A 25070-nucleotide genomic window follows, 5' to 3' on the forward strand; every position below is an offset into this window, starting at 1 on the left:
TGGTCAATGAATATAAAGGATATGAATAGTTACAAATCCAGTGATGGGGTGCTACGATGAAAATTTCTACCAAAGGCCGCTATGGCTTAACAATTATGATGGAATTGGCTAAAAGCTATGGCGAAGGGCCAACATCCTTGAAAAGTATAGCTGACAAAAATCAACTGTCTGAACATTATTTAGAGCAATTAATTGCTCCACTGCGCAACGCAGGCCTGGTCAAAAGTATTCGTGGTGCGTATGGAGGTTACATACTTGCACGGGAGCCTGAAACGTTGAGTGCAGGCGAGATCATTCGTGTGTTGGAAGGTCCGATTTCACCTGTGGACTTTACGGAAGAGGATGATCCAGCGAAGCGTGATCTATGGATGCGAATTCGAGATAGTATTGCACAAGTGATGGATACGACGATGTTGGCTGACTTGATCAACTTCAAAGGTGAAGGTGGTCAAGACAACTATATGTTCTATATTTAAGGGACATTTGGAGTGAACGAACAAATGGAGCGAATTTATTTAGATCATGCAGCTACGACACCGCTGCATCCTGATGCAAGTGATGTGGTGATACGTTTGGCGCATATTTATGGAAACCCTTCCAGCGTACATGCATCAGGGAGAGAAGCAAGAGCCATTATTAATCAAGCTCGGGATCGATTTGCGGCTATGCTTGGCTGCTCGGCTCAAGAGCTTATTTTTACGAGTGGCGGTAGCGAGAGCAACAATACAGCTCTTTTTGGCGCTGCTTGGGCAGCATGGTTCAAAGCAAAGCGCGAAGGCAGCTCTGTTATGCCGCACATTATTACGACAACGATTGAGCATCATGCTGTGCTGCATCCAATCGAGCAGTTGGAGCGTATAGGTTTTACTGTTACAAGAGTAGAGCCCGATCATGAAGGCCGTATTCATGCAGATGCGGTTGCGGCTGCAATTGAACCGCATACTTGCTTAATAAGCGTCATGCTGGGAAATAACGAAGTAGGCACGCTTCAGCCTATCGCAGCCATTGGTCAGCTTGCACGTGAGCGTGGCATTGTGATGCATACAGATGCAGTTCAGGCGCTTGGTGCTATGGAGCTTAACTTGCATGAGCTGCCGATAGACTTCGCAAGTTTTTCTGCACATAAAGTGAACGGTCCGAAAGGGATTGGGTTGTTATACGCTCGTCAAGGCGTCCAGTGGGAGCCGTTGATACATGGAGGAAGTCAGGAACGCAAACGTCGGGCGGGGACGGAAAATGTAGCTGCCATTGCAGGTTTCGCTGAAGCTGTTCAGCGTTCATACAGTCAGTTGTCGGACAAGCGTGAAGAGCTTAGCGAGATCCGGGAGCTGTTCTGGGAAGAACTTAGAGAGTACTTCCAAGATCGAATCGTGTTAAATGGTCATCCTACAGAACGATTGCCTCATGTTCTAAATGTAAGCTTATTGGATATTCCGACGGAAACGATGTTAATGAACTTGGATATGGCAGGCATAATGGCTGCCAGCGGTTCGGCTTGTACGTCTGGCTCCTTGGAAGTTTCTCATGTGCTGAAGGCGATGAAGCTTGAGCCTGAGCGAATGAAGACGGCTGTGCGATTTAGCTTTGGATTGGGCAATACTAAAGAGCAAGCACACGAAGCCATTGAGCGAATAAAGGGAATTGCGGAACGTCTGCGCAGCAGAACGAACCGATAGGCTGTTCCTCAAGCGGATGCGTGCTTCAAGTTCACATGCGAGTTGTCAATCTCGGCGTCTCGCTGGAGGAGGAGCATTGTGAAATTGCTGGAGCTCATTGGCTTGCCGATCTATGATACTACGACAGGACAAAGAGTATCTAAAGTTAAAGATATATGGATATCGGCACAATGGATGCTAACTCATCTGGAATTGGAGGAGGGCGGTATGTTTCATCGTCAAGCTGCAGTTATTCAATGGGAGCAGCTTGCGGCTTGTGGTGAAGATGCCGTATTTATTCCGAGTACATCTGTCATTGAACGAGGGGTAGAGATAGTAGGGCGACAAGAGTGGTCATTTTTATATGGTTCGAAGCGATTGAAAGACATTCCATTGCTAACGCTAGAGGGAACCCAGTTAGGCTGGGTTGCTGATGTTTATTTTCAGCCAGATATGGGCAATACGATAGTAGGACTGGAAATTACAGACGGATTAATATCCGACCTTCTGGAAGGAAGGCAGCGCATTGATGGAACAAGCCGGATGCAGATAGGAGAACATGCGATTCTGCTTCATGACCTCAAGCCAGAGCACCAATAGATTGGCTGCAATCCCTAATGCGCAATATTATAGGGACGGAATGGTGAACAAATGCTGCAATGCCCGAACTGCAACTCGAAAGACATCGGCAAAATAGGTGCTCACCAATTTTACTGTTGGGGATGCTTTATTGAACTAACAGTGAATGGTGAGAAAATGTCGGTCTATCAAGTAGAGGAAGATGGAACACTCAGCTCGCTAGATGATCTATTTTTCGGTGATGAATGGACAGATACTGCGTATACAGGGGCACCAGCCTCTACATAAGTTTACAAGCAGGCCTGATTGCTTTTATGCAATCAGGTTTTTTGTTGTTTAATTTTGTAATTTTGAGTGTGACATAATACATATTGTGATCTGTTTTATAAATGCATACTATATATAGTGTTTAAAAGAAGGGGCTGGAAATGGATGACCACTTTACTTACTTCTAAAAAAGATTCGATGTCAGCGGGAGATACATGCCAATCTAGGTCGACTCATCGCTTTCAATCTATTCATAAACATACAAACCAGCAACAGCTCGATCAGGAAAAATTAATGAAGTCCTTAGATGATATCGTTGATGGTTCAGATCAAGATTTGATGCAGGAAAATGCGAACGTGGACGGTCGCTCACCAATGGGCATTATGGGGAAAATGGCTAGCGAAAGCGCCCGCTGGTATGCGATGCATCATTTGCTTACGGCTGAGGCTAGAGAGGCAATGGCAAGCAATCTGCTGTATCCGCATGATCTAGACTATTATGCAACAGGAACGACAACCTGCTGTCAAATTCCACTTGGACAAATGCTGCGCGGTGGATTCAATACAGGTCATGGACATATGCGTGAACCTAAAGACATAAAGAGTGCGATGGCTTTGGCATCGATCATTTTGCAGGCGAATCAAAATCAGCAACATGGCGGACAAGCGTATCCGATGTTTGATTATGATTTGGCTCCTTATGTAGAAAAAACCTATATACGTCATTGTGGCGTATTGGAACAGTTGCCGCTTTCTGAGCCAAATCAAGTTGAATCCCTTGCGTGGCAGTGGACAGAGCGTGATGTCTATCAAGCTTGTGAAGCTTTCATTCACAACTCGAACTCCATGCACTCGCGCGGTGGTGGACAAGTTCCTTTTATTTCAATTAATTATGGGACAGACACTTCTCGCTTTGGCAAACTATTAGTGAAGCAGCTGTTGTTGGCCACCCAAGCTGGTCTTGGTAACGGAGAGACACCTATTTTCCCGATTCAAATATTCAAGCTTAAGTCTGGAGTCAATTTTGACGAAGGTGACCCGAATCGAGATTTGTATGAGCTCGCACTAGAGACAACCGCTAAGCGTCTATTTCCAAATTTTGCGTTTTTAGATTCGCCGTTTAACGCGCAGTATGATGATGGAACGCCTGAGTCTGAAGCCTGCTATATGGGATGTCGTACTAGAGTGATGGGAAATGTGAATGGGAAAGAAACGGCTTTGGGACGAGGCAATTTATCCTTTACATCGTTGAATCTAGTTAGGCTTAGTTTACTGGCAGGCGACGTGGAACATTTTTTCTCGATGTTAGATTCGCTAATGGACGTTGCAGAGCGTCAACTGCTTGAACGATTGCAATTCCAAAGCAAGAAGCGGGCTAAAGATTTCAGCTTCCTTATGCGTCAGGGCGTTTGGCGTGGAAGTGAGCATTTGGCGCCAGATGAAGCGTTAGTAGATGTGTTGAAACAAGGAACGCTCGGCGTTGGCTTTATTGGTCTTGCTGAGGCATTAACTCAGCTAGTAGGTAGCCACCATGGCCAATCTGAATCATCTCATGAGCTGGGGCTACGTATTATTCGTCATATGCGTAAACGAATGGACGAGACAGCAGAGCGGACAGGGTTGAATTTTTCTCTGATTGCCACTCCAGCTGAGGGGCTCTCAGGAAAGTTCGTAAAAAAAGACCGCATTGACTTTGGGAATATAGCTGGAGTGACAGATAGACAGTATTACACCAATTCATATCATGTACCCGTGTATTACAGCTTAAAAGCATTTGATAAAATTCGCATAGAGGGACCCTTCCATGAACTGTGCAATGGCGGACATATTACCTATGTCGAGCTGGATGGCGCGGTAGTTGGCAATATAAAAGCGCTGGATCGACTTGTGCGTGCGATGGCAGAGCATCAAATCGGCTACGGTTCCATTAATCATCCTGTTGATCGCTGCCGCACTTGTGGATATCAAGCGATCATTCATAGTAATTGTCCAGTTTGTGAGGCTCCAGAGACGAATATCGAACGCATACGGCGAATTACGGGCTATTTGGTAGGGGATATGAGCAAATGGAATCGGGCGAAGCAAGCAGAGGAGCAGGAGCGGGTGAAGCATAGATGAGCTTGCATGTGTTGTCTTTTGTACATGATAGTGTTGTAGACGGTGAAGGATTACGCTCGGTTATTTTTTTGAGTGGATGTCCCCATCGATGTGAAGGCTGTCATAATCCGCAGTCATGGAATATGAGGGCTGGCGAAGTGCTCAGCGTGGAGGAAGCGGCTGCTGAGCTATTGTCCAATCCGCTTACGGATGTTACCTTATCTGGCGGAGAACCGTTTCTGCAAGCGCGTGAAGTGAAAAGGTTAGCGTGCATTCTCCGTGAGGCAGGACGTCACATTTGGGCGTATACGGGATATACGTTGGAATATATTCAGCAAAATGGAACTGCAGATATGAATGAGCTACTCACCTATATAGATGTACTTGTAGACGGACCGTTCTTGCAAGAACGAAGACGACCGGAATTGCGTTATCGTGGCAGCGACAATCAGCGAATTTGGAAGTTATCCCATGGAAATCCTGACGGTTTATTTTTGATGTAGATGACATATACTCTACTGTGAATGCATGTCCCGATGGAGTGTGAGAAGCAGTGGAGCGTTTGTTAAAAAATAAATTGTTCGTATACGGCATTTATATGCTTCTCGGATTGCTTATTTTATATATGCTGTATTTATTGCGTCCCGTTATTGGACATTTGTATACGTTTTTTAAAGCAATATTCGCCCCGTTTTTCTTGGCCATGATTATTGCTTATGTGCTTAATCCAATTGTATCGTTGTTAAATGACAGAAAAGTGCCGCGTACGATCGCGGTGCTACTCATCTATGCAGTATTTATTTTTTCAGTCGCTGTCATTCTTATGAATGCCATTCCTATGCTGTTGACTCAGCTTGAAGAATTGAATCAACAGATGCCGCAATTGAATGCGAAGGCGGAGCGATTCATGAATGGGCTTAGTCAGTCTTCCTTAATGCCACCAACGCTTCGGACCGGAATGAATGAATGGATGTTTATGCTGGAACAACGGATGAGCAAAGGAATTACCCACTTTATAGACAATATTGGTGCGACGATCAATATGTTGTTTGTTGCACTAATCGTTCCGTTTCTTATTTTTTACATTTTAAAAGACTTCGATGTGTTTGAAAGAACGGTAGTTGCCTATGTGCCAAGAAGCCACCGCAAGCATTTTGTTATGATGTTCAAAGACATTGATGCTGCGCTCGGCAGTTATATTCGTGGACAGTTTCTCGTTTGTGTCATTATTGGGGTGCTGGCTTATATCGGTTATTGGTTGATTGGTATGCCTTATGCATTGCTGTTGGCTTTGATGGTGGCGATATTTAATATTATTCCGTATTTAGGTCCTTACTTTGGGGCGGCTCCTGCATTAATTGTTGCCTCAACCATTTCATTCAAGATGATGCTGATGGTTATTCTCGTAAATACGGCTTGTCAAATATTAGAGGGGAATGTGATCTCCCCACAAGTGGTAGGCAGAACGCTGCATATGCATCCGTTGTCGATCATTTTCGCTTTGCTTGTAGGTGGCGAAATAGCTGGGGTGGTCGGTTTAATATTGGCAGTACCTGTCTTCGCAGCGCTGAAGGTAGTGCTCCAGCATGTATTTACGTACTTCGTAAGGCGTAGAACGTTGTAGTGATGAACTTAGCTTAGCTGTACCGATTAAAGGTGTTAAGTATAAGGGGAGAAAGCTGTTCGTGTAGTCGAACAGCTTTTTTTGCTGTAAGTTGTGATGTTTTCTGTTTGCAGTCGAGAAGAAAAAGAGGGAGAGAAATGGTTGGGATTGCGATGTGACAAATTGTCACTAATTATTTACTGGAAAAGCACAACAAAATGTAATTTAGTTCGTCTATATAAGTTACAAGAAATATTTGTAAATGTGCGAGGAGTGAAATAAGTAGTGAAATTATTAAGATCATGCTTCGTGTTTGCCGTATCTGCTTGGATGGTATTGCACCCGCTGGCAGCTTCTGCTGCACCAGATGTCCCGACTATCGCGAAAGCGGAACAGTTGTCGCCGAATAATTCCTCTACGAATACATCCCCAGAAATGGCTTCAGTAGGATCAGTGGCAAATAGTTGGAAAGCGGTACGATTAGTCAATATGGCTCCAGCGAGAGCTGCACAACAAGTAAGCACGCGGCCAGTGCTTCAGCTTACTTTCGATCAGGCGATTGTAAAGGGAAATGGCGAGCTAGCGATTCGAACTTTGATGGGAGACGATGTAGAACGAATTCCGGTCGGTGATGCTCGCGTTAAAATAACGAACAACAATCGAACAGTCGAATGGCATGTGGGGACAACATTAAATCCAGATACAGAATATACGGTATGGATCGACTATGGTACATTCCGCAGCAACGTGGGTGACTTTGTAGGGATTTATGATCGAGATTGGGTGTTTAGGACACAAGCAGGCAACGATACTTCTCCGCCTGTACTTAGCCAAGCTGCGATGAGAGACAATGTCGTAACGCTTGTTTTTTCAGAAAGACTCAAGCCTGTCACTTTAACTGCCTTACAGCAATTCCATGTATATCGTAATAATCAGCCTCTAGGTTTAAGCAGCCTCACTTCCAATGCTAACATCGTGACTATCCAACTTAAGCAGCAAGCACATCATAATGATACCATTACGTTAAGTTATAATCCCGGCCAAGCGCCATTAGAAGATACAGTAGGTAACCGTCTCGCGGCATTAGTAAATGTTCCTGTTATTTATGGTGCGCATTCACCTGGCCAACCGGGCAAGCCTGATGCCCCAGCCCCAGGCAAACCAGGAGTACCAGGCACACCAGAGCAGCCAGGCAAGCCAGGGAATCCAGGTCAACCCGGTAATCCTGGTGTACCAGGCAAGCCACCGGGTAATCCAGGAAATCCCGGAAGCCCAGGAGGACCAGGTGGAGTACCGGGTACGCCAAGTAACCCAGGTAACCCAAGTAATCCGGGTACACCAGGTCAGCCAAACACGCCAGGGGCAGGTAATCGTCCGGCGCATATGACGGATACACCCTATGAGTGGTTGCTTGAACATGGTATATATACGCTGAATCAGAATTCAGCTGTCAAACAATCAGCGCAATCCCCTTCTCACATCAGTGCAATGCCAAGCAATCGTTATGTTCTCAATAAGGATCATTTCGCTTCTGCACTTGAGTATGCGGCAAAGAGCAGCGCTGCTAAACATGTTATCTATGAAGTTCCAGTCACAGAGAACAGTGGAATTCTCGTTATTCCGCTGCAAGTTCTAGAAACAGCAGCGAAGCAAGCTAGTGGAGCTAAGTTTTCGCTAAAATACAAAGATACGGTGTATACGTTGCCGTTAAATAATCTCAATTACACCGGCATCCGTACTGAGTGGGCAAATGACTCTTCGATATGGGTAGCTATTCATGTAGAAGAGGACCCTACCTTAAATAAGCTGACTCAGAAGCTTAGTCAGCTCAGTGCACGCCAGCTTATCAGTCCTCATAAGTTTACCTTGTATTCCTTTGTGGATGGCAAGGCACCACGGACTATCACAGCAGATGTCCAGCATGCATACCGCTTAACGTCAGTCTATCATCCAAGGCATTTATCTGCGATTCAATACGATCCTAACGTAGATCGGATCTTATACACGGCCAATACAATCAAAGTAGAGCGCGGAATTACATTAGTGAAGTTTGCAGGTAAGTCCAATATTAGCGTCGCACTAGCAGAGCGCAACAAGTCCTTCCATGACACGAGCTCGCATTGGGCGCGTGCGTCCATTGAGACGCTTGCCTCGAAGTTTATCATTGAGGGAACATCCAATGACCGTTTCTCGCCAGAACAAAAGCTGACACGGGCGCAATTTGCCGTACTGCTCGCTCGTGCATTTGGTTTGAAGCCAGATCAGACTGGTGCAGCGCAATTCCGTGATATTAGTGATTCACATCCAATGGCAGGAATGATTGGTGCAGCTTCTAAAGCAGGCATTATTAGCGGATACAGTAATGGTACGTTTCGTCCAAATCAGACGGTTACTCGTGAACAAATGGCGATGATGCTCGTTCGTGTCATGAATGCCGCTGGTCAACCGTTACCGGAAGGCGGTTCTGCTGCTGAGAAGTTCTCGGATCGGAATAAAATAAGCTCTTACGCCAAGCGAGATGTGGCCAAAGCGGTAGAAGCGGGACTTATTTCAGGTCTTACCGCTAAAACGTTTGCTCCACAAGGAGATGCTACTCGTGCGCAAGGAGCGGTTATGCTGCAACGTGTGCTTCAAGAGGTGGGTTATTTAACGAGTGGTTCTAATGGAGGAAGCCGATAATAACGGGGTTTGACAACGTTCCATTAGCTAATTATACTAAATAATTAACAATACTTTTATTGCTTATATTGCTTAAAACGCAGATGAAACCGAGTAAGCTGCAGCCCTTGGTCCAGAGAGAAGATTCCTTATATGGCGCAATACGCTATATATAGGCTGTAAGAATCTTCACCATGAAGTGCCGCTGAACGCTAGTTACGGAGTGTGAATGAACTTCACCGGGTCGAACCCGTTATCAACGTCGAGGAGATCGCTTTATGTTTAGTCTTGCATCATGCCTATTCTATGCAGCTGTAGCTGCATATCGAGCATGCAAGCCAAGCGATAACCAGGGTGGTACCGCGATATTTAATCGTCCCTGCATTTGTCAGGGGCGATTTTTATTTTTTTACGCAACTATATAGAACATAACGTCATAGGAGGAATCCTTCATGAAAGCAAGTGACATTCGTGCTAAATGGCTTCAATTTTTCGAGAGTAAAGGACATCATATCGAACCGAGCGCATCGCTCGTACCGCATAACGATCCATCCTTGTTGTGGATTAACGCGGGTATGGCACCGCTTAAGCCGTATTTTGACGGACGTGTTATGCCTGATAATCCGCGTATTACGAACTCGCAGAAATGTATTCGTACAAACGACATTGAGAACGTAGGTAAAACTCGTCGTCACCATACGTTCTTCGAAATGCTCGGAAACTTCTCTATCGGAGATTATTTTAAAGAAGAAGCGATCGAGTGGGCATGGGAATTCTTGACGGACAAAAAATGGATTGGCTTCGATGCTAATCGTCTATATGTCACGGTATTCCCTGAAGATGAGGAAGCTTACAAGCTATGGAATGAGAAGATTGGCGTTCCAGCTGATCATATCATTAAGACAGAAGACAACTTCTGGGATATCGGTGAGGGACCTTGCGGACCATGTACGGAAATTTTCTATGACCGTGGCGAGAAGTATGGAGATCCTAACGATCCAGAGAACTACCCAAGTGGTGAAAATGAGCGCTATCTAGAAGTATGGAACTTGGTATTTTCCCAGTTCAACCATAACAAAGACGGCAGCTATACACCGCTTCCGAATAAAAACATCGATACAGGCGCAGGTTTGGAGCGTTTCGCTTCCATTTTGCAGGATGTGGATTCGAACTTCGATACGGATTTGTTCATGCCGATCATTGAAGAGACGAGCCGTATTGCAGGCGTAAAATATAAAGAAAATCCAGAATTGGATGTTGCGTTCAAAGTAATTGCTGACCACATTCGTACGGTTGTATTTACAGCTGGCGATGGCGTGTTGCCGTCTAATGAAGGCCGCGGTTATGTTGTTCGTCGCTTGCTTCGCCGTGCGGTACGCTACGGAAAAATGCTTGGCATGGATCGTCCGTTCATGGTCGAACTTGTTAAGACCGTTGGCGATGTGATGGGCTCTCACTACCCAGAAGTAGTTGAGAAGCGCGAGTTCATTGAGAAGGTAATTAAGAACGAAGAGGAGCGTTTCCATGAGACGCTTGCTGACGGTCTTGCGATTCTTTCTGAAATGGCAGCAGCTGCGAAGAAGGAAGGCCATACACAAATTAGCGGACCTGATGCGTTCAAATTGTATGACACATACGGATTCCCGTTTGATTTGACGGAAGAATATGCGGCAGAGCATGGTTTGACGGTTGATCGCGCAGGTTTCGATGCGTCGATGGAAGAGCAGCGCGAACGGGCGCGTTCCACACGTCAAGTTACAGAGAGCATGAACGTACAAGGTGGGCCACTTGCTGACCTTACGACTAAAAGCGAATTCGTTGGTTATGATGAGTATGTAACATCTTCCACGGTGTTGGCGATTATCGCGGACAACGAGCTAGTTAAGGAAGCAACTGCAGGTCAAACGTGCCAAGTTATTCTTGATCGTACTCCGTTCTATGCAGAGAGCGGAGGACAAGTAAGCGATACGGGTGTGCTGACAGGCTCTGGTCTTGTTGCACGAGTTGAAAATATGAAAAAAGCACCGCATGGTCAACATGTTCATATCGTAACAGTAGAAGCAGGCGAACTGCGTGAAGGAATGACGATCGAGGCGGCTGTAGCTCGTACAGAGCGTGAAGACATCATTAAGAACCATACCGCTACACACTTGCTTCATCAAGCATTGAAAGACGTTCTTGGTGAGCATGTTAACCAAGCAGGTTCTTTGGTGCAAACTGAGCGTCTTCGTTTCGACTTCACGAACTTGGGCAGTGTTAAGCCAGAAGAATTGGCAGATATCGAGCGTCGTGTGAACGAACAGATTTGGAAGGGCACTGCACTTAAGATTGAGCTAAAATCGATCGATGAAGCGAAAGCAATGGGCGCAATGGCACTGTTCGGTGAGAAATATGGTGATGTTGTTCGCGTCGTACAAGTTGGTCAGTACAGCATTGAGCTGTGTGGTGGTTGTCACGTAAACAATACGTCTGAGATTGGCCTGTTCAAAATCGTAAGCGAGAGCGGAATTGGATCTGGCGTGCGAAGAATTGAAGCCGTTACAGGTCGTAATGCGTATCAATATATGGAGGCACAATTGGAAGTGTTGAAGCAAGCTGCGAGCCTGCTCAAGTCCAATGTTTCGGATGTGCCTAAACGTGTCGAGGCGATGTTCGCACGTGAAAAAGAACTAGCACGTGAAAATGAATCGTTATTAGCGAAGCTTTCCAGTATGGAAGCGGGGCAATTGACGGATCAAGTACGTACGATTGCAGGTGTGCAAGTGTTGACGGCGCAAGTGAACGCTGGAAGCATGGATGCTCTGCGTACGACAGCGGATGAGCTGAAGACGAAGTTGGAGCAAGCGATTATCGTCCTTGGTGCTGCAAGTGAAGGCAAAGTTAACTTTGTCGTATCGGTCGCTCCAGAATTAGTTAAACAGGGCTTCCATGCGGGTAAAATGATTAAAGAGATTGCTGCTGCAGCTGGCGGCGGCGGCGGCGGTCGTCCAGATATGGCGCAGGCCGGAGGCAAGAATGCCGAGAAGCTGAGCGAAGCGCTTGCGCTCGTTGAGCAGTTGGTAAGTCAGCAGGCAGGTGCGTAAGCACCTGTCTGAAATGATGAAAAAGGTATAATTTCTTGTTTTGCTGGGTATGTGTTATGATAAGAATAAAGCGAGGTGTCGACGATGAATTCTATGGATAAGACAATGAAGTTCAATGTGAAGCCAGAAGAGCAAGAGGCATCTAGTCAAGAGATTTTGTTGTCGGTGTATGATGCATTGATGGAGAAAGAATACAATCCAATCAATCAAATCGTCGGTTACCTGCTCTCGGGAGACCCCGCTTACATTCCGCGTCATAACAACGCTCGAAGCATGGTGGGTAAGAAAGAACGCGATGAACTTATCGAAGAGTTGGTTCGTTTCTACCTGAAACACCATCGCTAACTTATCGTGTGTTGGTTATAAGGCGCACGAACTTGCCATAAGCGGCGGTAGGAGAAGACGATGAAACTGATTGGATTGGATTATGGGGACCGCAAGATCGGTGTCGCAGTAAGCGATGCAATGGGTTGGACGGCACAAGGTCTAGAGGTCATTGTGCGTCGCAGCCCAGATGATGATTTGCGTCGCTTGGAAGCTCTTGTGCGTGAGCACGGGGTTGAAGAAATTGTTCTCGGTCTTCCGAAGAACATGAACGGCACGATCGGCCCACGCGGCGAAATCAGCATTGCTTTCGCCGAGACATTGAAAGAATCGTTGGGACTGCCCGTTCACCTGTGGGATGAGCGCTTGAGCACCGTTTCTGCTGAGCGGACATTGCTTGAGGCTGACGTTAGTCGCAAGAAACGAAGACAGGTCGTTGACAAAATAGCGGCCACTATAATTTTGCAGAATTATCTCGACTATCAATCTAGAAGGTGAGGGGTTTGAACATGACGAACGATAAACAGCAACATGAAGAGCCAGAAATTATCTACATTCCTGATGATGAGGGTAATGAAGAAGAGTTCGAAGTCATCATGAAGTTTGAAGTAGATGGGTCCGACAATAAGTACATGATGGTCGTTCCTGTTGAACCTAGTGATGAAGAGGATTCTGAAGAAGTATACGCATTCCGCTATGAAGAAGACGGAGACGACTTGAAGCTGTTCGTAATCGAAGATGAAGAAGAGTGGAATATCGTTGAAGAGACATTCAATACGCTAGTGGATTCAGAGGAGATTTAAGACGTGAGTGAACAGAAACTTCAATTTATCGATCGTATTTCATCGACGTTTGGTACGTCGTTGGAAATGACAGATGAACAAGGTACAAGTCGCATATTCGACTTGCTTGCGGAATTTCAAATAGAAGCTAAGGCTTATGCTGTCGTTGTTCAAGAAGAAAACGGCGAAATAGATGTACTTCGCATCACGGATAACGCTCAAGGTGAACCTCAGCTTGAGACGATTGAAGAAGATGAAGAGTGGGAGAATGTAATGGAGCTTTATGATGAAGTTGCATTCTCCGATGAGCTTGAAGAAGATCAGTAAATGTTGATTGTAGAAAGTAATTGCACATTGTAATAATATTGAAAAGGGCGGGCATACCGCTCTTTTTTCCATGTGGGAGAGTGATATCATGAAGTCAGGATTAAAGATCGTCTCCATTCTTTTTCTAGCTGTATTGCTTCTTGCAGCTGGTGGAGGTTGGTATGTATGGAGCAGTCTACAGCCAGTCGCAGCGAAAAACGAAGAAGTACGCGTGGTGATTGAGAGTGGTACGGGTCCATCTACAATTGCACAGCAATTAGAAGAACAAGGTCTTATTAAAAATGCTACCTTTTTTAAAACGTATTTGAAATGGAACGGAGAAGGTAGCAAATTTAAGGCAGGGCAATATTCCTTTAAACCTGGAATGACTTACGAAGAGATTATCGCGAAACTGAATGGAGGAGAAGTCGTTAAGCAGGATGGCATACGCTTTACGATTCCTGAAGGGTTCACGATTGAACAAATGGCGGACAAGCTGGCGAAAGAAGGAATTGTTAAAAAGGATGAATTTTTAACAGCTGCAGCAGAGACAGCGAAGTTGCTCCAAAAAGAAAATTCCACGCCATTCCTTATCCCGCAGGATACGAACCTTAAACATCCGTTGGAAGGGTATTTATTCCCTGAGACCTATGAGTTGAAAATTGGCAGTACAGCTCAAGATATCGTCAACCGTATGTTGTTGGAGACGGAGAATCGCTTCACACAAATTCCGAACTGGGAGCAGCAGCTAAAAGATCGTGGTTTAACGGTTCATGAACTGTTCACAGTAGCCTCATTAGTAGAGCGTGAAGTTGTTGTTGATGAGGAGCGCGCATTAGTGGCTGGTGTTATCTATAACCGAATTGAAGATAAAATGCGTCTTCAAATTGATGCTACCGTCCAATATGCGTTGGATAAGCAAAAAGAACGTTTGCTCTATAAAGACTTAGAAATTGATAGTCCTTATAATACGTACAAAGTGGACAAGCTTCCACCAGGACCAATTGCAAGCCCGAGCCTTTCATCGCTGACTGCGGCATTGTCGCCGGAAGCTTCGGAATATTTGTTCTATGTGACGAAGAAAGATGGGACTTCGACTCATTTGTTTGCCAAAACGTATGAGGAACATCAGAGAAATATTGAAAAAAGTAAAAAGCAATAGCCTTTAGAAAGCTACCAACAGCTGCAATCAACGAGACCTTGAGTATGTAATCGGCCTCACATTGTGAAAAAGCAATGCTATTATTCATGGAATAAGGGGCCGTATTACGGTTATATAGAGAGACATGCTTATGTAATGAGAGGAAAGTGGTGTGAGGATGAGTAAGAAGCCGGAGCTGCTTGTAACAGCAGGCAGTATTACTGAAGTACAACGTCTGCTCCAAGCAGGTGCTACTGCTGTTCTCGTAGGAGAACCCAAATATGGCCTGCGATTACCAGGGACGATGACGATAGAGCTTATTGAGGAAGCAATGCCAATCGTGCGCGAGTATCATGCGAAGCTCTATGTGGCAGTTAACCAGCTGTTTCACAATGATACGATGAAGGAACTGCCTGACTACTTGGCACAACTGGAACGTGTCGGTGTAGATGCTATTGTCTATGGAGATCCTGCTATATTGATGATCGCAAAGGATTCTGCGCCGAATACAAAGCTGTTCTGGAACGCGGAGATGACGTCGACGAACTATGCAACAGCTCGTTACTGGCAGAAGCGCGGCGCAAGCCGCATGGTATTGGCGCGCGAGTTGAACATGGAACAGGTGCAAGAGATGAAGCGTGAGCTTCCAGATATGGAAGTGGAAGTACAGGTGCATGGAATGACGAATATTTATCATTCCAAGCGTCATTTGCTTCAGCACTATATGCGCCATCTTGGCAAAGAGGCTCGTCTTGAAGAAGTTGGAATTGAACGTAAGTTATTTTTAATCGAACAGGAACGTCAGGATGAGAAGTACCCTGTTTATGAGGATGAGCATGGTACTTATGTAATGAGCTCAGATGACGTATGTATGATAGAGGATTTGAAGCTGCTGCTTGAAGCAGGGCTCGATTCATTCAAGATTGAAACGTTATTGAAGCCGCTGCATTACAATGAGACAGTCGTTCGTGTATATCGTGAAGCGATTGATCGATATGCAGAAGATCCCCAAAGTTATCAATTCAATGAACAGTGGCTGGAGCGTATCCGAGAAGTACAAGACCCTGAACGTGAACTGTCATTCGGATTTTTCTATAAAGAGCAAATGTATTAAGGAAGGGAGAGCTAAAGCGTATGACAACAACATTGAAGCATGAGCGGAAATACTTTGGCAAGCGTAACCGGCTGGATAAGCCGGAACTGCTAGCTCCCGCAGGCAACCTTGAGAAGCTTAAGTTTGCGATTCATTATGGAGCGGATGCTGTTTACATCGGAGGTCAAAAATATGGTTTGCGTTCAAACGCAGACAATTTTAGCTTCGAGGAAATGCGCGAAGGGGTAGAATTTGCTAACAAATATGGTGCTAAAGTATTCGTTGCGACGAATATTTACGCGCATAATGAGGATATTGATGGATTGGAGGACTATCTTCGAAAGTTGGAGGAAGTCGGCATTAGCGCGATTATCGTAGCTGACCCAGTCATCATCGAGACAGCTCAACGTGTAGCGCCTGGACTTGAAGTGCATGTGTCTACTCAGCAATCCGTATCCAACTGGCAAACCGTGCAGTTTTGGAAAAATGAAGGGGCGCCTCGCGTGGTACTTGCTCGTGAGACGAGCATGCAAGAAATTGCGGAAATTAAGCAGCAAGTGGACGTGGAGATTGAAGCATTTATTCACGGAGCAATGTGTTCCTCTTATTCAGGGCGCTGTGTCTTATCCAATCACTTTACTGACCGTGATTCCAACCGAGGCGGTTGCTGTCAATCTTGTCGTTGGAGATATGACCTATTCGAGGATGATCGTGCTGATGCTGTGGACATGGAACAGAAGCCTGCATTGGAGCCATTCAAGGTAGGAATTACCCAGCTACCATTGTTCCAAGAGGAGCAAAATCCATTTGCGATGAGCTCCAAAGATTTGTGCATGATCGATCATTTGCCTGATCTTGTAGACTCTGGCGTTGATAGCTTCAAGGTAGAAGGACGAATGAAGTCCATTCACTATGTGGCAACAGTTATTAATGTGTACCGTCAAGCGATCGATTCTTATATGGCGGACCCTGAAAATTATCAGTTGAAGCCAGAATGGGTTGAAGAGATGAACAAGGCGGCGAATCGTCCAGTCAATACAGGCTTCTTCTATGAAGAGCCTGATCATGAGGATCACATTTATGAGCCGGAAGAGAAGGCTGTGCCATATGATTTTGCAGGTCTTGTCATTGACTATGACCCAGAGACGAAGCTGGCAACTGTTCAGCAGCGCAATCACTTTAAGCCTGGTACAGAAGTAGAATTCTTTGGTCCTAAAGGGTTCTTCTTTAAGCAGACGATTGAGGCAATTTATGATGAAAAAGGCAATCCGTTGGATGCGGCTCGTCATCCGCTGCAATATGTCAAAGTGAAGGTTGATCAGCCGGTGAAGTACTTTGATATGATGCGCAAAAAGAATCGTTAACAACAAATAACTGACAGCTCTGTACAATAGACTGTTGAACGGAACTGTTGGGTTATCAGTAACCATATATTTTTCACCCTTAATCACAGAAATAGGCCCTTGCTTACGAGCAAGGGTTTATTTATTTTATAGGTAAGAACCGACTGTTTGCTGTTAATTCGGAATAAATGGACATCATTTTTTAAAAAGCTCGACGAATCATGAAGGATTTACCAAGCTGGACAACGAACTACATACGACATGTGACTTAATACCTAGATTTACCTATCTGCTTAGGAAGAGGAAGGGGTATAGCGATGCGCTTGAAACGAGAAAAAGATACGAGTCCGTCGTTAATCATGCAGAATAAGGGGGATATTCTGAAATTGAAAGCGCTTAGCTCTGTTGGGGTAAAGTTGTTCATCATCTTTTTAGTAAGTGTAACGCTGCTCGTGGTGAGTATTGGCTTATTTTCTTACGATCGTTCGAGAACGATTGTAGAAGAACAGTTGTCGCTGTCGCAACAGCAAACGTTGATTCAAGCAGGGGAAAAGCTTGATTTATTGTTTAACAACAGCGTAAAGCTGTCTAATCAGGTACTCTTTGATAAGCAATTGCATACGAACTTGTCGAATGTGTACCGTGGGGATAAAAGCAATTCGTTTGAGTTATTTGAACAAACGCAGCAAATTGAATCTGAGCTGAAAGGTTATGTATTTGGGAATAATACGTTGTTTTCGATGTTCTTTATTCCATTGGAGAATAACGGCACTCCTATATTTACATCAGGAACACCTTCGGATGCTTTATCTACGGCTAGGGAGAAGGAATGGTTCAAAGAAACCGTCAATAAGAAGGGCCAGCCGGTGTGGATTGCGTCAAGTGCCAAAGGAGTTGCTGATCAAAGTCCCAAGCCCATATTCTCGATGGCTCGACTTGTTAAAGATCTAAAAACGAATGAACCTCAGTTCGTTATGGTAATGGAAATATACGTGCAATCGCTGGCTGATCATTTGAAGTGGGATCAAAGTCAAGGTGGATTTATCCAAATTGTAGATACAAAGGGAAAGCTTATTCTCGATAATGACCTAAGCAAGTTGGGTCAGGCTCCTTCCATTGAGCTAACGCCGCAAGCTCAGGCGACTTCAGGTAAGCAGATTGTTGACAGTGCCGAGCATGGGGAATTGTTAGGCTCTTACTTTGTTTCACGTGAGACAGGGTGGATATTGAACGGATTTACACCCGTGCAATCGATTGTGAAAGAGACGAATTCGATTCGCAATGTTACGTGGATCTCGGTTGGGCTCGGAATCATAGTAGCGGCTTTATTGGGATATTACGTGATGAGAATGGTTGGTAAGCCGCTCAAGCGCTTGCGTGATCTTATGATGGAAGGTGCTGAGGGTAAGCTCGGTCTTCATATGGAGCATCGCTCCAATGATGAGATCGGACAGCTAAGCACAAGCTTCAACACGATGATGGAGCGAATAAAGGATCTTGTACAACGGACCGATGAGTCTGCTCAAGCTGTTCTGTTTACTGCCGGACAGTTAGGAGAAGCCTCGCGTAGTACTGCATCTTCTGCCAAGGAAATTGCGCTGGCTACTGAGGAAATTGCAAAAGGAGCGGCTAGTCTAGCTGTGGAAGCTGAACGCAGCAATGATTGCAGTGAACAAACGACGAATAAAATGCAGCAAGTCGTTGAAATGAACGTAGATATGTTCCATGCAGCGACCGAAGTGCAGCAACAGAGCCAGCGGGGTACTAGCTATATGAATGAACTGAGTACAAAAACCGCTGCAACTGAGCATATTGTTCGTTCCTTGGTGGCGAAGGTTGATGCACTGAAAGATAGTACGCAATCGGTTCGTCAAATTCTTGATTTGCTCAATCAGATGACGAAACAGACGAATATTTTATCGCTTAATGCAGCGATTGAGGCTGCGCGAGCTGGTGCAGCAGGAAAGGGCTTTATGGTCGTAGCGGACGAGATTCGGGGTCTAGCGGATCAATCCAAGCAATCCATTGAGGTCGTAGGTCAAATTACAGCAAGTATTCAGCGTGAAGTGGATGAGACGGTAACGATGTTAGGAGAAGCTTACCCGATATTCCGTGAGCAGCTTGGGGCAGTGAAGGAAGCCGATATGATATTCCATGGGGTAGAATCGCAAATGGTTGCCCTATTTGAAAAGCTTGATTCAGCAACTTCAGCAGTCAATGAATTGGATCAATCTCAGCGGATTATGACGGAGGCGATGTCTAATGTCAGTGCGGTTGCAGAACAGTCTTCAGCCACGTCTGAGGAAGTAGCTTCGCTCAGCAATGAACAGATGCTGGTATCCAATCGATTGGTGGAGCTTTCAAATGAGCTGGAGCAAGTATCTAATGATTTACAAGATAGACTGAAGCAGTTCAGTATCGTTGAGCAGTAAATTGCTACATTTTGTACCAGTTGCAAATATCGAACGTATAGAGACTGTCCAAAGCCATGGAGAAATGGCAGTTGGGCGGTCTCTTTCTTTATTGGAGTGCTTTGCAGCAGTGATAATAGTAATAAGTATGGGGTACTATCGTTTGAGATGTATTTTTCTAAGAAATAATAATGACTAATGAACAAAATAGCGAGAAGTTGCTTCCATGTGGATAGCGGGGATTGGCGGTACTAGGTAACTTGCGAAAAAGCATGGACAGAATGGAACGGATGGTTGTATGAATAAACGTACAGAAATGGAGTCGTATAAAGAAAGATGGAGCCGTATTCAAATAGCGGGACTCATACTTAGTTGTATTTTGCTACTGTATGGTGTTCGATTAGCTTATCTTCAGCTATTTGGAGGAAAGATGGATAGTCGTGAACGCTCTGTTGTGAGTCGTTCCATTGTTCAACGGGAAAAAGGTATCGTACTTGATGATGGCCGTGGTCGAATTGTAGACAGCAAAGGACGAGTGTTGACGGGGAAACATGCAGATGTACTTGTACTCTTTCCTGTTAATCATCAATCACTTGATCGTAACGCAATCCGGATGATATCTGTGTGGCTGAATATGAAGGAAGAGAAGCTTGTTGAACAATGGACACAGGCAAAAGAGCCGTTTGTGGCAAGTATCAGGAACTCGAACAAAGTAGGTAGTGAATTAAAGAAGATAGAAACACCATTATTGTTGAGTGCGTCACAAATAAAAGATGTACAGCTGCAAAAATGGAATGGTGTTCGAATTCTCCCTTATGCGCAGCCTTATCCGTATCGAACAGAGACTCCGCATTGGATCGGCTATACGAGCCTGCTGTCTTCGGAAGAGCATGTAAATTCAGTAGAAAATGATTCAGCTATGAGAACAGGAGCCGCCGGCTTGGAGCAGTCATTCCAACCGTTATTGAAAAGCATTGGTTCCCACACCTATTTACACTATACAGATGCTTTGCAAACCCCTTTGAAAGGGCTTGATGTTCGAGTGAGCCGTCCGCATAATCCATATTATCCGCTAATGCTGCATACGACGGCTGATATGAAACTTCATATGGCGATCGATGGGGTTATGCGTGAAAAAGGAATCCATCGTGGCGCGGTAGTTGTATTGGATGTACAGACACGCGATATTGTAGCGATGGTCTCTTTGCCGCGGTACGATCCACAGCATATTGAACCGAAGCACACGGACTGGAATAATCAAGCGGTAACTGCGCTTCCTCCAGGTTCTGTATTTAAGCTTGTTACCGCCGCCGCTGCTATAGAAACGGGAAAGGTATCCCCGAAAGAGAAGTTTCTATGTACAGGACAATATGGGCGGTATGGTTTATCTTGTTGGCATAAAGAGGGACATGGTGAATTAACACTGGAGCAGGCTTTTGAACAATCATGTAATGTCGTATTTGCTCAGTTAGGGGAACGACTCAGCGCAGTGCAGATTCAGCAGTATGCTGACAAGCTTGGTTTTACAGGAAAGGCTGGATTAATATCTTCCGATGGGCTAGGTCATAAGGCGCTTGCGCATGCTCCGCAGGAGCAGGAGGGGCGTGTGTTCAGTTATACAAATGGTGATGAACAGCGTACTGGAGCTGGAACTATAGATGGTGGTGTACGGGCGCAAAGTGCTATCGGGCAGCGTGATGTGAGAGTTACTCCGCTTGCAGCAGCGAACGCAATCGTTACCCTGCTTCATCATGGTCGAACAGGCCATCCCCGTCTTGTGGCCAAAGCAACGGATGCCAGAGGACACACGATAATGGAATTTAAGACGGAAGTGAAAGGTGAGCAGCAATTGCTACCTAGAACGACGAGGTTATTGCAGCAATGGATGAGGGGAACTATTGAAGAAGGGACTGGCCAACAATTGCGCCACCGATTGTGGAAACTAGCGGGGAAGAGCGGCACCGCTCAAAGCGAAGCCTACGGTACGAATAAGCTGCATAGCTGGTTTGTTGGATATGGTCCGACACAGAAGCCTCGTTATGCGGTTGCGGTTGTGTCGGAAAATGAAATCAGTAAAGCCTCACAACCTCATATTGCAACATCGGTATTTGGCGAAGTGATGGATTTGCTTGCTGCTTATGAGAAAGCAGAACAACAGTGAAGGCGTCTCCTATAAGGGGCGTCTTTTTTTGAGATGACATAAAGGAGGGATATTATAACTAAGATAAGGGCTGGTGAACGAGTAGCAATGTTAAAGGCAGGGAGCTTGTTGCCGGTTTATATTTGGAGACAAGCCAAGCATAGTTTTATGAAAAATAATGAATTAATCGATACGGCAGGAACACTTACAGAAGTTATGGTAGCTGCCAAGTCAATAAATAAGGAACCCCTGTATTTTCTATAATACAGGGGTTCTCGATACTTTGAACTGCACATCTGTGTGGTTCTTTTTAGTTATACGATGGTACAAGCGAAGCCATACAAACTTGCTGTTATTCAACCTGCAGCAGTAATCTATTCCTTATGCTTTATAATGCTCATCTGCTGCTGCATTTGTATGACTTGGAGTGCTCGATTCGGCATCAGGCTCCGTGCTCGGTACGAGAGGATTCGAATCGAATTCATCGACAGGCATACGAATCCACCGTTGGAAATACCCTTGATCGTATAGGGCTTTGAGCAAGATGAGTAGAATCGGTGCTAGAATCAATCCCGCAATACCAAACAGGGACAACGAAATGATCATGAACGATAGCATGGTGAACGCAGATACACCCAATGTATTGCCTGTAATCTTAGGTTCAAGGAATTGGCGAGTAGCCATGGTGACTGCCAGAACTACCGTTAGCCATATTGCCATTGTCGTATTGCCGACAATAAACATATAAATAATCCATGGAATAAAGATAACAGGTACGCCTAGCAATGGCAAAATATCAAATAATGCGGATAACAAGGCGATTGTAAATGCGTGTCCAACGTCCAATATTGTTAATGAAATGAAAATGAGTGAAAATGTAATCGATATTAGTTTGAGCTGTGCTTTGAGATAAGCTCCGATACCGCGGAATACATTTTCTTTTAGGAACACGAATACATTTTTGAATGTTCTAGGCGTTTTTTCTTGCGTAATTTTTCTCCAAGATTCGATTTCGGTGCTCAGGAAGTAAGCAAGCACGACGGCGATTCCAAAATTCATCACAAAGGTAGAGAAGGAAGCGACGTTGGTTACAAGCCAATTCAGGAAGCTTGTCATCCAATGTGCTGCTTTGGAAGCGAAGTCTTGGAAATACGTATTCATTTTAGCTGCTACGTCTCCGGGCAGATCTTGATATTTGTCTTGCAAAAATGATGAAATCTGGCCAATTTGTTTGACAATTGCTTCTTGATGAGCAGGGATTGAACTGACGATATCCCCAACTTGCTGCGTGAAGATGATTCCTGCTGCAATGAGCGAACCAAGAATGACAAGCACGAACAGCATGACAGATAGTGCGGAGGCGATAGATTTCGGTATTCCTCTGCGTGATAATTTACGAGCAAGCGGCTCAATGATCCAGAAAATAATAAGCGCTAAAAATATTGGTGCCGCAATCGCGTATAATCGACTGAATGCAAACATAATTAAATAGACAGTTAGAACAACTAGGGCAATATCAAAAACGGTCTTCCAATATTTACGGTAAAATGCCAACATGGCTGGATATGTCTCCTCCTTAAATATTTACTTGTAATATTGCTTACAGTCCCATCTAAGAACAGGTCTTGCTACTGTTGATTCTATGTACTCATTCTACACGAAAATGAAATCATCTGCCTATTTTTTTACTGATATGATACAATGAATGGAAGCCATAATGACATGTAGAAACGGGGAAACACGAATGATAGAATTCATATTATTGTGGTCTTTTTATATCTTAACGTTTTACGCATTTATTCCAGGTGTTATCAGTCGTCTTTTTGGATTTAGAGTGTTCAAGAAAGGGAAATCAGAGAGGGACCTTGCTCTAACGTTCGATGATGGGCCTCACCCTGAATATACCGCTCAACTTCTTGATTTATTGAAAACATATAATGCTAAAGCTACTTTTTTCGTTCTAGGCATTCAAGCTGAGAAATGCCCAGAGCTGTTAAAGCGCATGCATGATGAAGGTCACCTCATAGGCATTCATAATTATGTTCATAAGACTAACTGGTTTATGCGTCCCAAAACAGTAAGGCAGCATATAGAAAAGACATCTAACATTATCGAGTCGATAACAGGCAAACGCCCCATTTATTATCGACCTCCTTGGGGGATTGTAAATTTATTTGATTTCAACCGATTAGGCCATATCCAAATTATACTTTGGTCAGCCATGTTCAACGATTGGCGCAAGAAGGTTGGAGCGGATCGCTTATACAAGCGCATGTCCAAATGCTGTCGCGGCGGAGAAGTACTGCTGCTGCATGACTGTGGGTTAACACTTGGAGCAGATGCAGATGCGCCAGCAAATATGATCATTGCGTTGGAGCGATTCCTTCAGGATGCGAAGCAAAAAGATTTGCGTTGTGTGCGTGTAGATGAATTAATTCGCGCTACAGATGCTAATAAAGTTCGCAATCCATCCTGGTTAAAGCGCATCGTCGTGAACGCATGGCTTGGTTATGAGCGAGTATTTCATATGTTGTTCGGCATGAAAACAACGAATCCGGAGCAGCCGATCTTCCACTTTAGAATGCGTCCATATCATGGAGAGCCAGTAACGATGGATGATGGAACTATTCTGAAGCAGGACGATAAAGTGTTGGAGATTCATTTTGACAATCGCAGATTGTATGAGATCGGAACACGATCTCGCAATATGATGCAAATCGCCATTCACATGATACGAGATGTAGAGCGCACATTGCCAGAGCTGGCAGACTACGTTCAATCCCATCCAGAGGTGAATGCAGAGTTCAAAGCACTCTACGGTGTCAGCATGATTAATAGAGGCCCAGAGCAGTTTGGGTTTATGGTTAAGGATTTACCTAAAAGCTTATTCGCATGGGCAAGTAAGCATTATTTGAGACTTATTATGCGTATTATTCATCCTTCTGGCAGTAACCGAGTCCGCAACCATACCGAACAGCTTGTTCCAAAGCTTATCATTATGTCACGTCATACACTTCTTTCAAAGTATGGAAAATCATTTGTATATGAAGCGAATATGCAGGAGCAAACGCTTCTTAGTTCAGAGCATACGGTTAAGAAAGCACCTAGTGCTACTTAGTAAAATAGGATATTTTTTCTATCGTCAAACCTTGGGTTTCTAGCATTTAGAACCCAAGGTTTTTTTATGTAAATACAATATGCAAAAAGTATGCAAACTTTATGTAAATAGAAAAATGCACTTTCAAAGAGGACAGGGGAATAATGATGTCTCTCCATAATGGACAAATGTCCATTTGATTTACTTTCATTAATAACATTACATATTTTTAACATTGAATGGCTGTGAGATCGATAAAAAAATGTTATCAAAAAGTGGTGCTAGAATTGCAAAATAAAGCTTACATGGGGATTTACAAAAGCCTAATTATCAAGTAGTATTATGAAAAATATTCGTTTCCTGCTTATGGAACTAGGGTTCCGATACGATTTGACCGATGTTCGAAACCGTAGTGGGAGAGGCAGAAAACGGCAGATTCTATAATTCTATTAGGTTATAGATATGCAATTCGATGATTATTTATTATTTAT

At 44.5% G+C, this 25070-nt stretch carries 20 protein-coding genes; 19 read left to right on the plus strand and 1 reads right to left on the minus strand.

Going from position 1 to position 25070, the window contains the following annotated elements:
- Positions 1-56: 56 nt before the first annotated feature.
- The 18 genes from cymR to IFO66_RS11550 all read left to right on the plus strand — a co-directional run bounded on the left by cymR (position 57) and on the right by IFO66_RS11550 (position 21503).
- Positions 57-476, plus strand: coding sequence for a cysteine metabolism transcriptional regulator CymR (gene cymR, locus IFO66_RS11465; protein ID WP_192025284.1), 420 nt, complete (start codon positions 57-59; stop codon positions 474-476).
- Positions 477-488: 12 nt separating this feature from the next.
- Positions 489-1676 (plus strand): cysteine desulfurase family protein, encoded by a 1188-nt coding sequence (locus tag IFO66_RS11470; RefSeq protein WP_337912921.1) that lies wholly within the window; start codon positions 489-491, stop codon positions 1674-1676.
- Between the two features lie 78 nt (positions 1677-1754).
- Complete coding sequence (locus IFO66_RS11475; RefSeq protein ID WP_192025285.1) at positions 1755-2255, plus strand: PRC-barrel domain-containing protein; 501 nt, start codon at positions 1755-1757, stop codon at positions 2253-2255.
- Between the two features lie 51 nt (positions 2256-2306).
- On the plus strand, positions 2307-2522 hold the full coding sequence (locus IFO66_RS11480) for a hypothetical protein (protein WP_028596045.1): 216 nt from the start codon (positions 2307-2309) through the stop codon (positions 2520-2522).
- A 273-nt stretch (positions 2523-2795) separates the two neighbouring features.
- The gene (locus tag IFO66_RS11485; protein ID WP_237684616.1) at positions 2796-4619 is read left to right on the plus strand and encodes an anaerobic ribonucleoside triphosphate reductase; all 1824 of its coding nucleotides are present in this window, start codon (positions 2796-2798) and stop codon (positions 4617-4619) included.
- 2 nt (positions 4620-4621) lie between these two features.
- Positions 4622-5101 carry an anaerobic ribonucleoside-triphosphate reductase activating protein gene (gene nrdG / locus IFO66_RS11490; protein WP_192025411.1) on the plus strand — a complete coding sequence of 160 codons (480 nt, stop codon included), beginning with the start codon at positions 4622-4624 and terminating at the stop codon, positions 5099-5101.
- A gap of 50 nt (positions 5102-5151) precedes the next feature.
- Complete coding sequence (locus IFO66_RS11495; protein WP_192025286.1) at positions 5152-6222, plus strand: AI-2E family transporter; 1071 nt, start codon at positions 5152-5154, stop codon at positions 6220-6222.
- A gap of 264 nt (positions 6223-6486) precedes the next feature.
- The gene (locus IFO66_RS11500; RefSeq protein ID WP_192025287.1) at positions 6487-8880 is read left to right on the plus strand and encodes an S-layer homology domain-containing protein; all 2394 of its coding nucleotides are present in this window, start codon (positions 6487-6489) and stop codon (positions 8878-8880) included.
- Positions 8881-9311: 431 nt separating this feature from the next.
- Positions 9312-11942 (plus strand): alanine--tRNA ligase, encoded by a 2631-nt coding sequence (gene alaS, locus IFO66_RS11505; protein ID WP_192025288.1) that lies wholly within the window; start codon positions 9312-9314, stop codon positions 11940-11942.
- An 84-nt stretch (positions 11943-12026) separates the two neighbouring features.
- Complete coding sequence (locus IFO66_RS11510; RefSeq protein ID WP_192025289.1) at positions 12027-12287, plus strand: IreB family regulatory phosphoprotein; 261 nt, start codon at positions 12027-12029, stop codon at positions 12285-12287.
- Positions 12288-12347: 60 nt separating this feature from the next.
- Positions 12348-12764 (plus strand): Holliday junction resolvase RuvX, encoded by a 417-nt coding sequence (ruvX, locus tag IFO66_RS11515; RefSeq protein ID WP_192025290.1) that lies wholly within the window; start codon positions 12348-12350, stop codon positions 12762-12764.
- A gap of 11 nt (positions 12765-12775) precedes the next feature.
- Positions 12776-13069, plus strand: a complete 294-nt coding sequence (locus IFO66_RS11520; RefSeq protein WP_144991563.1) for a DUF1292 domain-containing protein — start codon at positions 12776-12778, stop codon at positions 13067-13069.
- A gap of 3 nt (positions 13070-13072) precedes the next feature.
- Positions 13073-13375, plus strand: coding sequence for a DUF1292 domain-containing protein (locus tag IFO66_RS11525; RefSeq protein ID WP_192025291.1), 303 nt, complete (start codon positions 13073-13075; stop codon positions 13373-13375).
- An 88-nt stretch (positions 13376-13463) separates the two neighbouring features.
- Complete coding sequence (gene mltG / locus IFO66_RS11530; protein ID WP_192025292.1) at positions 13464-14516, plus strand: endolytic transglycosylase MltG; 1053 nt, start codon at positions 13464-13466, stop codon at positions 14514-14516.
- A gap of 157 nt (positions 14517-14673) precedes the next feature.
- A complete protein-coding gene (locus tag IFO66_RS11535; RefSeq protein WP_192025293.1) occupies positions 14674-15609 on the plus strand; it encodes a peptidase U32 family protein in 936 nt (311 codons plus the stop codon).
- 20 nt (positions 15610-15629) lie between these two features.
- The gene (locus IFO66_RS11540; protein ID WP_192025294.1) at positions 15630-16952 is read left to right on the plus strand and encodes a peptidase U32 family protein; all 1323 of its coding nucleotides are present in this window, start codon (positions 15630-15632) and stop codon (positions 16950-16952) included.
- 296 nt (positions 16953-17248) lie between these two features.
- A complete protein-coding gene (locus IFO66_RS11545) occupies positions 17249-19363 on the plus strand; it encodes a methyl-accepting chemotaxis protein (RefSeq protein WP_192025295.1) in 2115 nt (704 codons plus the stop codon).
- A gap of 277 nt (positions 19364-19640) precedes the next feature.
- Positions 19641-21503, plus strand: a complete 1863-nt coding sequence (locus IFO66_RS11550; RefSeq protein WP_225445688.1) for a peptidoglycan D,D-transpeptidase FtsI family protein — start codon at positions 19641-19643, stop codon at positions 21501-21503.
- Positions 21504-21863: 360 nt separating this feature from the next.
- Here IFO66_RS11550 and IFO66_RS11555 read toward each other — a convergent pair whose 3' ends face one another.
- Complete coding sequence (locus IFO66_RS11555; RefSeq protein WP_192025296.1) at positions 21864-23039, minus strand: AI-2E family transporter; 1176 nt, start codon at positions 23037-23039, stop codon at positions 21864-21866.
- Between the two features lie 190 nt (positions 23040-23229).
- On the opposite strand from IFO66_RS11555, the gene IFO66_RS11560 reads away from it, so the two are divergent.
- A complete protein-coding gene (locus tag IFO66_RS11560; RefSeq protein ID WP_192025414.1) occupies positions 23230-24600 on the plus strand; it encodes a polysaccharide deacetylase family protein in 1371 nt (456 codons plus the stop codon).
- The last annotated feature ends 470 nt before the right edge of the window (positions 24601-25070 follow it).

It is taken from the genome of Paenibacillus arenosi (assembly GCF_014841135.1).
In the GTDB taxonomy this organism is placed as follows: Bacteria; Bacillota; Bacilli; order Paenibacillales; family Paenibacillaceae; genus Paenibacillus_B; species Paenibacillus_B arenosi.

Bases quoted from the DNA above. Each gene is read 5' to 3' on its own strand.
- cymR (WP_192025284.1), top strand. From the start codon at position 57: ATGAAAATTTCTACCAAAGGCCGCTATGGCTTAACAATTATGATGGAA.
- IFO66_RS11480 (WP_028596045.1), top strand. From the start codon at position 2,307: ATGCTGCAATGCCCGAACTGCAACTCGAAAGACATCGGCAAAATAGGT.
- IFO66_RS11485 (WP_237684616.1), top strand. From the start codon at position 2,796: ATGAAGTCCTTAGATGATATCGTTGATGGTTCAGATCAAGATTTGATG.
- alaS (WP_192025288.1), top strand. From the start codon at position 9,312: ATGAAAGCAAGTGACATTCGTGCTAAATGGCTTCAATTTTTCGAGAGT.
- IFO66_RS11510 (WP_192025289.1), top strand. From the start codon at position 12,027: ATGAATTCTATGGATAAGACAATGAAGTTCAATGTGAAGCCAGAAGAG.
- ruvX (WP_192025290.1), top strand. From the start codon at position 12,348: ATGAAACTGATTGGATTGGATTATGGGGACCGCAAGATCGGTGTCGCA.
- IFO66_RS11520 (WP_144991563.1), top strand. From the start codon at position 12,776: ATGACGAACGATAAACAGCAACATGAAGAGCCAGAAATTATCTACATT.
- mltG (WP_192025292.1), top strand. From the start codon at position 13,464: ATGAAGTCAGGATTAAAGATCGTCTCCATTCTTTTTCTAGCTGTATTG.
- IFO66_RS11535 (WP_192025293.1), top strand. From the start codon at position 14,674: ATGAGTAAGAAGCCGGAGCTGCTTGTAACAGCAGGCAGTATTACTGAA.
- IFO66_RS11540 (WP_192025294.1), top strand. From the start codon at position 15,630: ATGACAACAACATTGAAGCATGAGCGGAAATACTTTGGCAAGCGTAAC.
- IFO66_RS11545 (WP_192025295.1), top strand. From the start codon at position 17,249: ATGCGCTTGAAACGAGAAAAAGATACGAGTCCGTCGTTAATCATGCAG.
- IFO66_RS11550 (WP_225445688.1), top strand. From the start codon at position 19,641: ATGAATAAACGTACAGAAATGGAGTCGTATAAAGAAAGATGGAGCCGT.
- IFO66_RS11555 (WP_192025296.1), bottom strand. From the start codon at position 23,039: ATGTTGGCATTTTACCGTAAATATTGGAAGACCGTTTTTGATATTGCC.